Source organism: Sinorhizobium chiapasense (assembly GCF_045277575.1).
In the GTDB taxonomy this organism is placed as follows: Bacteria; Pseudomonadota; Alphaproteobacteria; order Rhizobiales; family Rhizobiaceae; genus Ensifer; species Ensifer chiapasense_A.
In genome coordinates, this window is sequence record NZ_CP144206.1 from 1,456,604 (window position 1) to 1,469,628 (window position 13,025).

Here is a 13,025-nt window from a genome sequence, read left to right on the forward strand (position 1 = left end):
TGTTTAGGGAAAGCAACGCTACGCCCTCTAGATATCCCAATCGGAGTTCAGCGAGTACGCCCCGATGGAGTCGATCTTCATCTCGGAGCCGTCGGCAAAGTCGTCATTGGGCGTGTCCGCCATGCCACCGACCGCGAGATTGACGACCATATACATTGGCTCGTGCATATCTGCGGGCGTGTCGGCGCGGGCGATCTCGGTATCGTCGAAGTACCAGACGATCTCGTCTTTCGTCCAAAGCACGCCGTAGTCGTGAAACCCATCGGTATCGGCAACCTGCACTCCGTCTCGGGTCATGGTGTGTTCGCCGCTTTCATTGGAATGGGCGGTGGTGATCACGGTATTCGTGTCCTGCCCGCGCATTTCGACGACGTCGAGTTCCGGCGGCCAGGAGCCGTCGGCGGGCAGCAGCCAGAAAGCGGGCCAGGCTCCCTGATCGTCCGGCATGTCGGCCCGCATCTCGAAGTAGCCGTAGGTCTGTGCGAAGGACGAGTACGTCGTCAGCATACCGGACGTATAGTCATAGCCACCGATCTCGGCCTGGATCGCCTCCGAGGCACGCTCAGCGGTGATCGTCAACACACTGTCCTCGACCGAAAACGGGTTTGCGGAAGCGGTCGGTTCGTAGCTCGGATTGACGTACCACTGCAGTTCGCCGTTTTCGGCGAGCGTTGCTCCCTCTTCCGGCGCCCACCAGTATTTCGCGTCCCAGACACCGCCGGTGTCGTTGCGGAGTTGAAGCGTGTCGAAGTCGTCCGAGAAAGTCTGCGTCAGGGACGACCGATCCAGGCTCAACTGGAACTGGCTCTCGTGCAGCTGATCGGCTGTCGCATCGGAAAAGACCAGGCTTTCGCCATCGGTCAGATGAAGGCGAAGATCGTCCCCCTCCTGGGCAGAATTGGCCAGGACCTGGTCGAACGAGGTAATTCCATAGCCGTCGAGGCGGACAGTGTCGTTGGAGCTGAAATCGGCAATGAGGTCGCTGCCATTGCCATGCCCGAACACGAAGGTATCGGCGCCACCGGCACCGAACAGCACGTCGTTGCCGGCGCCTCCGTCGATGGTCTGGCTGCCCGAACCACCCCTGATGATGTTGTCGGCACTATTGCCGAACGCGTGCCGGCCGTCGCCGGTGACGGTCAGGTTCTCGAAATTCTCCGGCAGGGTATAGCTCATCCACGTATTGATCGAGTCTACGCCTTCGCCGGGGTCTTCTTCGGCCCGGTTCGTCGATGAATAGAGGTAGTAGATGTCGTCGCCCGTGCCGCCGACCATCGTTACGTCGACGGAACCGTCGCCCCAGATGGAATCATTGCCCGGCGTGCCATAGAGGATCGGTCCGGATCCGGTTGCGGAAAACCATGCCGTCGAACTTCCGCTGTAATAGACCGGCTGTCCTAGGGCGTTCATGGCAGTTCTGCTCATCGAGAAGTCTCCTGCTTCATTGCGTGCCCCTTCCCGACGAACACCCCTAGCATCTCTGACTGTGGCCTGTCGCCCACACCTCCAACTCTTTTGCCGCAACGCACCCCTCAACCTGCGACGCAGCAGCTGGCGCCGACCGACTGGATACGGCGCGGCGCCAAAGCGCTACCCCGTGTGGCCCGGTTCCCAGCCCACGCGATCTTCTGAACCTGATGACTGGTCGAGGTTGGTTTGTTCTCGGCTCGAAAGCCGCCGGAATAGCTGGGCTGGTCGAGGACCGCTGCCGAGGCACCCCGGCCTCGTGCCCTGCCGCATATGAGGGCATAGCGCTGGTTTCCTGCCAAACAACTGCACCGAAGACGCGCACGTCCTCGGAGAGCCCGAAGAGGATTTCCTTATGCCAGATGGCGGGCGCTCGTAAGCACCGACGACGACCCCGATAACGGTGGCGCCTTCCATTACAGCCTTGTAGAAATCACCCTGTTTGAAGGCGGCCGAACCTGGTGTCGCCTGGTAGCGACAAGCTCGCGCCGCAGAGTGTCGGGCCGGCGCGCCGAGATTGTGCAGTCCGATGCCGAGCGCGATATATGTCGCGAGCGCAACCAGTCGGCCACCCCTGAGGTTGGGAGATCGACCTGATCGACAGGCAGATGCTTGATGCTTGCGACCGCATCCGCGCACTCGCCGAGCCATGACGACACGTATTTTGCCGGCCTTAGGAAGCACACTCGGAGGATTGCCTATACACCGGGGCTGCTCGCAGGCCTCAATCTCAGCGCCGCCCTCGCCGGCCGCCCCTCGCTGGAGGCGATCAGGCCGCGCCGCGTTCCTCGTTCGGCCGAACGTTCTGGTTCAGCCGGAAGAGGTTCTGCGGGTCGTAGCGCCGCTTGACCTCCACAAGTCGGCGGTAGTTGCCGCCATAGGCCGCCTCGACCCGGTCGACCTCGTCTTCCGGCATGAAATTGACGTAGGCTGTGCCAGCGGCATGGGGCTTGGCGGCCTCGAAGAGATGCCGCGCCCAATCGATGCAGGCCCGGTCCATCGCCGGATCGCGCCAGCGGGCGTGCACATTCATGACGAAATGCGAGCCGCGCTGCGGGAAGGCAGTCTCCTCGACCGCGATGCGACCGGCGGCCCCGCCGACATGGCCGATGAATATCTCGCATTCCGGCCCCGGCAGTTGCCGGATGGCATCGAGCAGTATGCCGATGGTCTGATCGGAAAGCTCCATGAAATCATGGCTCTTCCAGTAGTTCCGCGCGCCGGGCGCCAGCAATGGATCGAAGGCCTGCTGCCAACCGACGAAGGGATGCGGCGCGACGACGTCGGCGATCGGACTGCCGATCGCGCGAAGGCCGGCCGTCGCCTTCTCACCCGCTTCGAGATCGCCGCAATAGCACATCGCGAGCACGAGCACCTCCTTGCCGTGCCACTCGGCAGGAAGGAACGGCAGTGGTGGAGCCTGCCGCATCACCACCCAGCAAGTGAGTTCGTCCGGCGCGTTTTCAAGCGCCTGCCGGTACTGCTGGAGGACGCTTTGCGCGTCGGCGAAGGGATGGACGACGAGCCCGGAGAGGACCTCCGGCCCGACATCGTGCAGTTCGAATTCGAACGCCGTGACGACGCCGAAATTCCCGCCGCCGCCTCTTAAGCCCCAGAAGAGGTCGCGGTGCTCCGTCGGGCTGGCGCGCACCAGTTCGCCGTTCGCCGTGACCACATCGGCCGAAAGCAGGTTATCGATCGTTAAACCGAACTTGCGCGTGATCCATCCAAAGCCACCGCCGAGCGTCAGGCCGGCAATGCCGGTCGTGGAATTTATGCCGGTCGGCAGGGCGAGGCGGAATGCCTGCGTCTCCTTGTCGACATCGGCAAGCGTCGCTCCCGGCTCGACCCAGGCCCTCTTCGTAGTCGCATCGACACGTACCGATTTCATAGGCGTCAGGTCGATCATCAGGCCGCCGTCGCAGACCCCGTTCCCGGCAATGTTGTGACCACCGCCACGCACGGCGACGAGCAGGTGGTTTTCAGCCGCGAAGCGAACCGCATGGGCGACATCGGCAGCCCCGGCGCACTGCACGATCAGTCCGGGCCTGCGGTCGATCATGGCGTTCCAGATCGTCCGCGACTCATCATAGGTGGCGTCGGTCGCGTTTAGGACTCGACCGCGCAACCGTCCCGCCAGCACCTCGATCGCCGCGGCGCTGATCATTGTTACTCCCGCTTGCAGATTGGTGAGGCTCATATCGTCCATGATTCGCTCCTCCAACAGGAAGCATTGCCCCAGCGGCCAGCATTCTGCGCCTTTGCCGCGCACCCGGCAAGCGCGCCGGCGACCGCCATCCATAGCCCTTTGGGGTGCTGTCGGCCCAAATCGTCGATGCCGTGTTCCCCCCATCACGACCTTCCGGAGTTGAGGAAGCATTGTCGAATGCAGAGGCGTGTGCGTTGTCGCTGTGAACCGGAACCGGCAATCTCCGGTTGAGCATTGATCCAGCCAAGACCGGGCGCGTCGCTTGCGCGATCGAACGTTTGTAGCCGCAGGCCCGGCAGACCCGACCATCGGGCGACACCATGCTTTCCAGCAATCTGCGGCAATGTACCTCGTCGCGGAAGCCCGCAACCATCTCCTCTCTCAACGACAATGCTGTCTTTGGTTGATAAGCCGCGTTGTTCGGCAGGCGCTATGCCCTCCTATGGAGAATGACGCACAATCTCGTCCGTTGCATCCTGAGAGATGTGCATTGTCGATACGCCGAGAGTGTGTCAGCTTCCCGTGTAGGAGGATGGTCGATGATAACGCCGCTATCGCATATACGTGAGATAGAGCGTGTAGCTTCGGGAGCCGCGAGCCCGCGCGATGCGCCCGTCGTCCAATCCTGGCTTCGCTGCCTCAACGATTACAAGCTGGATCCGACAATCGCGCAGGAAGCCTATATTGTTCCGGGATCGAAGCTGCGCGAGCATCGCGAGCAGGCAGAAGAGCTGATCCGCATCGGTCGCTCCGGCCTTGAAGGGCTGTTCAATCAAGTCGCCGAACAGAACTATGTCCTGTTGCTGTCCGATGCGCGCGGCGTCACGGTCGATTTCATGGGGGATCCGACCTTCGACAACCAGTTGCGCAAGGCGGGTCTCTATCTCGGTTCGGAATGGTCGGAGAGCCGCGCGGGCACCTGTGCCGTCGGGGCCTGCATCGTCTCCGGCGAACCGGTCATCATTCATCAGGACGATCATTTCGACGCCAGCCATATCGGATTGACCTGTACGGCAGCACCCGTCTTCGACACGCTTGGCGACCTCACCGCCGTGCTCGATATCTCCCAGCTCCGATCGCCTTCCGCCAAGGCGAGCCAGCAACTGGCGTTGCATCTGGTGTCCGCCACCGCCCGGCGGATCGAGCTCGCCAATCTCATGACCCGTACCCGCAATGACTGGGTCCTGCGGCTCGCTCGCTCCCCGGAATTCCTCGATGTCGACCCGGACGCCGCCATCGCACTGGATGGCAGCGGCCGCATCACCGGAATGACCCATGGCGGTTTTGGCGCACTCGCCCGCTCGATGAACATACGAAGCCTCAGAACGCGCGACTTCCTTGGCCTGCCCATCTCCGAGGTTTTCGATATCGACGTGGACGACCTGCCCAACTTCATGCGCGGCCGGCCGAACGGCGAGCGCCTGCTCCGGGCCAAGAGCGGCCTGGTCCTCTTCGCCAGCGCAATCGCGCCCGTCGTCAATGTTCGAGCGCCTGCCGTTCCGGAACCGCGGCTGCCCCGGGCTTTGCACGACCTCAGCCACGGCGACGCGGCAATGGAACGGGTGCAGGCACGCGCGGCGAAGCTTGCCACTCGCCATATCCCGATCCTCATTCAGGGAGAAACGGGCAGCGGCAAGGAATATCTTGCGCGTGCGATCCACGACAGTTGCGGCGACAACGGCAATTTCGTCGCCGTCAATTGCGCGGCGATCCCGGAGCACCTCATCGAATCCGAACTTTTTGGCTATGCGCCCGGCGCGTTCACCGGCGCCAGCCAGAGGGGTAAGCGCGGCCTGATCGAGGACGCCGATGGCGGCACCCTGTTTCTCGACGAGATCGGCGACATGCCGCTTTCGCTGCAAAGCCGGCTATTGCGCGTGCTTTCGGAAAACGAGATCCAGCCGGTCGGCGCACTGAAGGCCCGCCCGATCCGCCTGCGCGTCGTCTCCGCCTCCCACCGCGACCTCGCAGAACTGGTGAAGGAAGGTCGGTTCCGGCAGGATCTCTATTATCGCCTGAACGCCGCGACGCTCTCGCTTCCCGCCTTGCGGGAGCGCCAGGATCTCGGCTGGCTGATCGACCAGTTGCTCTCTCGCATCGAGAAGGAGAACAACGAGTCCTACCGGATCGACAAGGCCGCGCGGGCGGCATTGCTGGCGCATGAATGGCCGGGAAATCTGCGCGAGCTTTCCAACGTCCTGCGGGTGGCCGCGGCACTTTCCGAACGCGGCCTCATAGATGCCGAGTGCCTGCCGGAACAGCTCTTCTCCGCCTCCGTCCCTTCGCTACCTCGCGAAGACGACGCATTGCGTCAGGCGCTCAAAGACTGCGGCGACAACGTCTCGGCACTTGCAAGGAAACTCGGGGTCAACCGCTCAACGATCCACCGCCGTCTGAAGCGGCTCAACTGACGCAACGTCTGCAACACCTGTTGCAGAGCAACTGTTGCATTCCCTGAATGCCTTCGACGAAGAGCTTTTTAAGCCATTGATATCACGCCGCAAATAGGCGTCCCGTCGATTTGGCATGCCGTTTGCTGCGCCTCCTGTGCAAGAACAACAGGAGGAAACAAAATGAAAGCTCTGCGCTTTCACGCCGCCAGGGATTTACGCATCGATGAAGTCGAGGCCCCACCGGAGCCTGGGCCAGGTGAGGTGCTGGTGGAAAATCGGTTCTGCGGCATCTGCGGGACCGATCTGCATGAATATGCCTATGGTCCGATCTTCATCCCGAAGGAACCGCATCCCTTCACCGGCGCCCATGGGCCGCAGATTCTCGGTCATGAATTCGGCGGCGTGGTGAAGGCGGTCGGCGAAGGGGTCAGCCATGTGAAGCCGGGCGACCGGGTCTCGATCCAGCCTTTGATCATGCCGCGCCGTGGCGACTACTATGCCGATCGCGGCCTGTTTCACCTGAGCGCCGACCTCGCTCTTGCAGGGCTCTCCTGGCATTCCGGCGGGATGGCGCAAGCCGCCCTTCTCAACGACTACAACGTGCAGCCCATACCCGATGCCCTGTCAGACGAGGAGGCTGCGCTGATCGAACCGACCGCAGTCGCCGTTTATGCCTGCGACCGCGGTGGCGTCACTGCGGGCAACAGCGTGCTGGTCACCGGCGCGGGACCGATCGGCATTCTCGTCGCCATGGCCGCGCGAGCCGCCGGCGCATCGAAGATCTTCCTCTCCGACCTCAACGACACCCGGCTGGCGCTGGCAAAGGAGGCGCTTGGCGAAGTCCGCACGATCAACCCCAAAATGGAAAAGGTCAGCGACGTCGTGCAAGCCGAGACCGAGGGCGGCGTCGGTTGCGACGTCGCAATCGAATGCGTCGGGAACGAACATGCACTCAAGAACTGCGCAAGCGCCGTGCGCAAGCAGGGTGTCGTGGTACAGACCGGTCTTCATCCCGGCGAAAACCCGCTGAACTGGTTCGACGTGACCTTCAAGGACATCGATATCCGCGGTTCCTGGGCCTACCCGACCCATTACTGGCCGCGGGTCGCACGCCTGATCGCCAGCGGCCAGATTCCGGCCCGTCGTATCGTCACCAAATATGTCTCGCTCGCCGAGGCCGTTTCGGCCGGGTTCGACCAGTTGCTCGACCCCGCCGGCACCCATCTGAAAATTCTGATCGACCTCAAGCGCTAGGCCGATCCGCGTTGCGGGACGGTTGAGGAGCCGCCCCGTTTTCCATCGAAGAGCAGGAGGAGAAACAATGCTCGACAAGACCCCCACCACCCGCGTCCAGGCACTGCTTGATGCCTTTGGCGCCGCACTCGAAGCCGGCCGCATCGACGATGCGACCAGCCTCTTTGCCGAGGAATGCTACTGGCGCGATCTCGTCGCCTTCACCTGGAACATCAAGACCGTCGAGGGGCGCGATCAGGTACGCGACATGCTTCTTGCGCAGCTTGCCTCCGCAAAGCCCTCCAACTGGCGCGTCGCCGCCGGCGAGGAAGCGACAGAGGCGGATGGCGTACTCGAAAGCTGGATCTCGTTCGAGACGGCGACCGGGCGCGGCTATGGCCTCGTGCGCATCAAGAACGGCCTCATCTGGACGCTACTGACGGCACTGGCAGAACTCAAAGGTCACGAGGAGAAATCCGGCTTCACCCGCCCGCTCGGTGCCAAGCACGGCCAGAATGTCGGCGCGAAGACCTGGAAGGAGGAGCGCGAGCACGAGGAGCGCACGCTCGGTTATGAGACGCAGCCCTATGTCGTGATCATCGGCGGCGGACAGGGCGGCATTGCGCTGGGTGCCAGGCTTCGCCAACTGGGCGTGCCCACCATCATCCTCGAGAAAAACGATCGGCCGGGCGACAGCTGGCGCAAGCGCTACAAGTCGCTCTGCCTGCACGACCCGGTCTGGTACGATCACCTGCCCTACATCGATTTCCCGAAGAACTGGCCGGTCTTCGCGCCGAAGGACAAGATCGGCGACTGGCTGGAATTCTATACCAAGGTAATGGAGCTGAACTACTGGACGCGCTCCACCGCCAAGTCGGCGAAATGGGACGAAGCCACGAAGGAATGGACGATCGTGGTCGACCGCGACGGCGAGGAAGTGTTGCTGCGCCCGAAGCAGCTCGTCTTCGCAACCGGTATGTCCGGCAAGGCAAACATTCCGGACTTCAAGGGCCGCGAGCGCTTCAAGGGCGAGCAGCATCATTCCTCGCAGCATCCGGGGCCGGATGGCTACAAGGGCAAGAAGGTCGTCGTCATCGGCTCGAACAATTCGGCCCATGACATCTGCGCGGCCCTTTACGAAGCGGGCGTCGAAGTCACGATGATCCAGCGCTCGACGACCCATATCGTCAAGTCCGACACGCTGATGGACATCGGCCTCGGCGCGCTCTACTCCGAACAGGCGCTGGCAAATGGCGTGACGACGGCCAAGGCGGATCTCATCTTCGCCTCGCTCCCCTACCGGATCATGCACGAGTTCCAGATCCCGCTTTACGACAAGATGCGCGAGCGCGATGCCGACTTCTATGCGGCGCTGGAGAAAGCCGGCTTCCAGCTCGATTGGGGCGCTGACGGCTCGGGTCTTTTCATGAAGTATCTGCGCCGCGGATCCGGGTACTATATCGATATCGGCGCTTCGCAGCTGATCATCGACGGCAAGGTGAAACTTGCCGCGGGACAGGTGGAAGAGATCACCGAAACCTCCGTAAAACTGTCTGACGGCAAGGAACTCCCGGCCGACGTCATCGTCTATGCGACGGGCTACGGCTCGATGAACGGCTGGGTCGCCGATCTCATAGACCAGGAAACCGCCGACAAGGTCGGCAAGGTCTGGGGGCTCGGCTCCGATACGCCGAAGGATCCCGGCCCCTGGGAGGGCGAGCAACGCAACATGTGGAAGCCGACGCAACAGGAGGCGCTGTGGTTCCACGGCGGCAACCTGCACCAGTCGCGCCACTACTCGCAGTATCTCTCGCTGCAACTGAAGGCGCGCTTGGAAGGTATTCACACACCGGTCTACGGCCTGCAAAGCGTTCATCACAAACGCTGATTGAAGCCAGACGACGAGAGGGCGGTTTGACCGCCCTCTCGTCGTGCCCGGCCGGGTCCATTGAAAAGAGGCTGGCAAATAACGACTCAGGTCCAGCTCGGTAGGGGCGGCGCCGTCAGAGGTTCGCCGGGGACGGATCGCATTCGACAATGCCAAGCTCTTGAAGGAAGTCGAACCGCGGGCCGCAAAGCATGCATTGATGCTGTGTCTACTCGTCGCCGAACTCGAAGGGCCAAATCTGGGCGCCATGCAAAATACGAAGAATGCGATTCGATCCACCATCAGCATGTAGGCTGCGATGTATGGTGTGCGTGGGATTACCAACTCCCGCGTTCCCTCTATTCGACCAGGTCGACCGCTTTCGGGAAAATCGAGGAGACGGCGAACGGCTCGCGCAATCTCCTCGTCGACGTGAACCGCCGCCTTCGGGTTCTCATTTTCAATGTAAGTGAAGATGGCATCGCGATCGTCAAGCGCATACTGCGCCCAGACAATCCTCATCGGCCGCCCGCTCCGGATTTACGCGCAGCCGCCATCCGACGCTCGCGGAATCGAGCCTCCGCGTCGCCATCCTCGAGATCGGGTCGCGTGTCTTCAAGAGCCTGCAACACCTTCGCGCGGAACCAGGCATCATGAGCGTCAGTGCCACCAACCAGTTCCAGTGGAAGCGAGCCTTCGTTTGCCGTTCGAGTTAAAAGGATTCGAACAGCATCCGAAACCGTCAGTCCCATATTCTGTAGGACAGCGGTAGCGCGGTCCCGAATATCGGGATCAATCCGAGTCTGAACAATTGCATTTGAGACCATCGCAAATCTCCTTCACTGGGTTTCAGTGCAATGCAATTGCATGACAAACTCCAGTCCAGCCATACACGCCGAGCATTCCGGTCGATATATCATGCACTTCGGTCAACTTTTCCAAGCGTTCTTTTTCTACGTGCGGTCCCTCCTTGTGCCGCGGGCGCTTTGTAATTGGCGGTATTGGTAACCGTGTTTTTTTTGCAGCCCCACGGCCCTGAAGCGCACTCGAACTGGGGCCTCATCCATACCGGTGGCCGTTCGCATCGAACATGTGGAGAGCATCGGCGCTCGCCCCGACTCTCAACGCGTCGCCGATCGCGTTGCGGGCACGCCCGGAAACGCGAAAGATCAGTTCACTGCCGTTTTCGAGCCTGCCGTGCAGCAGGCTTTCGGCTCCGACCAGTTCGATCCCGTCGACGCGAACCGTCGCCTCGAAGGCCGGAGCCGGACCATTGGCAAGTGTCGGGGAAAGGTCCTCTGGACGGACGCCCAGCGTAAAGTCACCATTCGGACGCGCCACGTCAGGGGCGAGCGACCAGCCCGCCGACGCGTCCCTGCCGTGCAGCAGGTTCATGGAAGGCGAGCCGATGAAGGTGGCGACAAAGGTGGTCGCGGGCTTCTCGTAGAGCTCCAGCGGCGTGCCGACCTGTTCGATCCGGCCGGCGCTGACGACAACGAGCCGATCGGCGAGCGTCATCGCTTCCATCTGATCGTGTGTGACATAGACGCTCGTCGTCCCGAGGGAGCGCTGCAGCCGCTTGATCTCTATACGCATCTGCCCGCGCAGCTTCGCGTCGAGGTTTGACAGCGGCTCGTCAAAGAGAAAGGCCGCGGGTTGGCGAACGATGGCCCGTCCCATGGCAACCCGCTGGCGCTGGCCGCCCGAGAGCTGCCGCGGCTTCCGGTCGAGATAGGGTTCGATCTCCAGTGTCTTCGCCGCGGCGGCGATGCGCCGATCGATCTCGGCACTCGGTGTTTTCCGGTTCTTGAGACCATAGGCGAGGTTCTGTCGCACGGTCATATGCGGATAGAGCGCGTAATTCTGGAACACCATGGCGATGTCGCGTTCCGCCGGCTCGACATCGTTGACCTGGCGCCCGCCGATGAGGATATCGCCGCCCGTAATGCCTTCGAGGCCTGCGATCATGCGCAAAAGCGTGGACTTGCCACATCCCGACGGGCCGACCAGAACGACGAACTCGCCGTCGTCGATGTCGAGCGAAACGCCCTTGATCGCCTCCACCGTGCCGTAGGACTTGCGGACGTCTTTGAGGGTAATCTCAGCCATTACTTTTCTGTCTCCACAAGGCCTTTGACGAACCAGCGCTGCATCAGCACGACGACGAGAATGGGGGGAATGATCGCAAGGATTGCGGTCACCATGACATAATTCCAGGGGGTCGAAGCGTCGGTGAAATCGATCATCCGCCTGAGCCCGATGATGATCGTGTTCATTTTCGCATCGTTGGTCACGAGCAGCGGCCAGAGATATTGGGTCCAGCCATAGATGAAGAGAATGACGAAGAGCGCAGCAATGTTCGTTGCCGAGAGCGGCAGCAGGATGTCCCGCATGAAGCGGAACGGACCGGCATTGTCGATGCGTGCGGCCTCGACCAGTTCGCCCGGTATCGTCAGGAAGAACTGGCGAAAGAGGAAAGTCGCCGTGGCCGAAGCCATCAGAGGCAGCGTCAAACCCGCATAGGTGTCGATCAGGCCGAGGTCGACGATCACCTTATAGGTCGGCAGGATACGCACCTCGACCGGAAGCATCAGGGTGATGAAGATCATCCAGAAGAACAGCATTTTCAGCGGGAAACGAAAGAAGACGATCGCGAAGGCCGACAGGAAGGAAATCACGATCTTGCCGACGGCAATCGCGATCGCCACGACCGTCGAATTGAACAGCAGCCGCTCGAGGCTGACGCCGACGACGCGCTCGACGCCGCCGCCGACCGCCTCCCTGTAGTTCGAGACGAGATGATCGCCGACCGCAAGCGACATGGGTGGCCGCACGATCTCGATCGAAGTGTGCGTGGAAGCGACGAAGGTGTAGTAGATCGGCAGCGCGACGATGATGATCCCGAGCACGAGCACCAAGTGGCTGATCAGGGTGGAAATCGGACGATTCTCGATCATCGGCGTCTCACGAATAATGGACCCGCTTCTCGACGAAGCGGAACTGGAAGGCCGTCAGCGCGACGACGATGATCATCAAGATCACCGACTGGGCCGCCGAACTGCCGAGGTCGAGATTGACGAAACCGTCGTTGTAGACCTTGTAGACGAGCGTCTCGGTCGCCTTTGCCGGACCGCCGCCTGTTACCGCGTGGATGATGCCGAAGGTATCGAAGAAGGCGTAGACGGTGTTGACGACGAGAAGGAAGAAGGTCGTCGGCGCGAGAAGCGGAAAGACGATGGTCCAGAACCGCTTGGTGCCGCGCGCGCCGTCGATTGCCGCTGCCTCGATCAGCGATTTCGGGATCGCCTGCAGACCAGCGACGAAGAAGAGAAAATTGTAGCTGATCTGTTTCCACGCTGCCGCGACGATGACCAGCCACATCGCCTGGTTACCGTTGAGCAACGGATCCCAGACGAAGCCGTTCCGCCGCAAGATATAGGCGAAGGTTCCCATCGCCGGATTGAACATGAAAAGCCACAACATGCCGGCAACCGCCGGGGCGACCGCATAGGGCCAGATCAGGAGCGTGCGGTAGACGTTGCGCCCGCGCACCACACGGTCGGCCGAGGTCGACAGCAAAAGCGCGAGAGCCATCGACAACAGCGCAGTTGCGAGACTGAACACGACCGTCACCTGCAGCGAATGCAGGTAGTCCGGATTGGCGAGAATGGCCCGGAAATTGGCAAGGCCGACAAAACCGGACTTCAGGCCGAACGGATGCTCGCGCAACACCGACAGGTAGAGCGCCTGGCTTGCGGGCCAGAAGAAAAAGACGACCGTCAGGACGATCTGCGGCGCGAGCAGAAGATAGGGCAGCACCTTGTTGGGAAACACGACGGACTGCATGAAACGACCC

9 protein-coding genes and 2 pseudogenes are annotated in these 13,025 nt (G+C 61.7%); 3 read left to right on the forward strand and 8 right to left on the reverse strand.

Translation table 11 applies throughout. From position 1 onward, the window contains the following. Positions 1-27: 27 nt before the first annotated feature. From eglC to QM996_RS25520, 3 genes and pseudogenes are all read right to left on the reverse strand, one after another. Complete coding sequence (gene eglC / locus QM996_RS25510) at positions 28-1,425, reverse strand: endo-1,3-1,4-beta-glycanase EglC (RefSeq protein WP_334196720.1); 1,398 nt, start codon at positions 1,423-1,425, stop codon at positions 28-30. An 811-nt stretch (positions 1,426-2,236) separates the two neighbouring features. After that, entirely contained in the window at positions 2,237-3,676 is a 1,440-nt protein-coding gene (locus tag QM996_RS25515) for an FAD-binding oxidoreductase (RefSeq protein WP_334198669.1), read from the reverse strand. Between the two features lie 162 nt (positions 3,677-3,838). After that, positions 3,839-4,049 (reverse strand): annotated as a pseudogene (locus QM996_RS25520) (IS1595 family transposase); the annotation flags it as partial. Between the two features lie 166 nt (positions 4,050-4,215). Between QM996_RS25520 and QM996_RS25525 the strand changes: the two are divergent. The 3 genes from QM996_RS25525 to QM996_RS25535 all read left to right on the forward strand — a co-directional run bounded on the left by QM996_RS25525 (position 4,216) and on the right by QM996_RS25535 (position 9,190). Next, positions 4,216-6,087: a sigma-54-dependent Fis family transcriptional regulator gene (locus QM996_RS25525; protein ID WP_334196721.1), complete on the forward strand. Its 1,872-nt coding sequence runs from the start codon at positions 4,216-4,218 to the stop codon at positions 6,085-6,087. A gap of 162 nt (positions 6,088-6,249) precedes the next feature. Further along, a complete protein-coding gene (locus QM996_RS25530) occupies positions 6,250-7,323 on the forward strand; it encodes a 2,3-butanediol dehydrogenase (protein WP_334196722.1) in 1,074 nt (357 codons plus the stop codon). 67 nt (positions 7,324-7,390) lie between these two features. Continuing rightward, entirely contained in the window at positions 7,391-9,190 is a 1,800-nt protein-coding gene (locus tag QM996_RS25535; protein WP_334196723.1) for an NAD(P)-binding domain-containing protein, read from the forward strand. 208 nt (positions 9,191-9,398) lie between these two features. Here QM996_RS25535 and QM996_RS25540 read toward each other — a convergent pair. The 5 genes and pseudogenes from QM996_RS25540 to ugpA form a co-directional block, all read right to left on the reverse strand. Then, positions 9,399-9,691, reverse strand: a pseudogene (locus tag QM996_RS25540) (type II toxin-antitoxin system RelE/ParE family toxin). Next, the gene (locus QM996_RS25545) at positions 9,688-9,996 is read right to left on the reverse strand and encodes a type II toxin-antitoxin system RelB/DinJ family antitoxin (RefSeq protein WP_173520026.1); all 309 of its coding nucleotides are present in this window, start codon (positions 9,994-9,996) and stop codon (positions 9,688-9,690) included. The pseudogene QM996_RS25540 and the gene QM996_RS25545 overlap by 4 nt, the downstream one beginning before the upstream one ends. Positions 9,997-10,228: 232 nt before the next feature. Further along, positions 10,229-11,278, reverse strand: a complete 1,050-nt coding sequence (locus tag QM996_RS25550) for a sn-glycerol-3-phosphate import ATP-binding protein UgpC (RefSeq protein WP_334196724.1) — start codon at positions 11,276-11,278, stop codon at positions 10,229-10,231. After that, positions 11,278-12,126, reverse strand: coding sequence for a sn-glycerol-3-phosphate ABC transporter permease UgpE (gene ugpE, locus QM996_RS25555; protein ID WP_173520028.1), 849 nt, complete (start codon positions 12,124-12,126; stop codon positions 11,278-11,280). The genes QM996_RS25550 and ugpE overlap by 1 nt, the downstream gene beginning before the upstream one ends. A gap of 7 nt (positions 12,127-12,133) precedes the next feature. Beyond that, entirely contained in the window at positions 12,134-13,015 is an 882-nt protein-coding gene (ugpA, locus tag QM996_RS25560) for a sn-glycerol-3-phosphate ABC transporter permease UgpA (RefSeq protein ID WP_334196725.1), read from the reverse strand. Between the last annotated feature and the right edge of the window lie 10 nt (positions 13,016-13,025).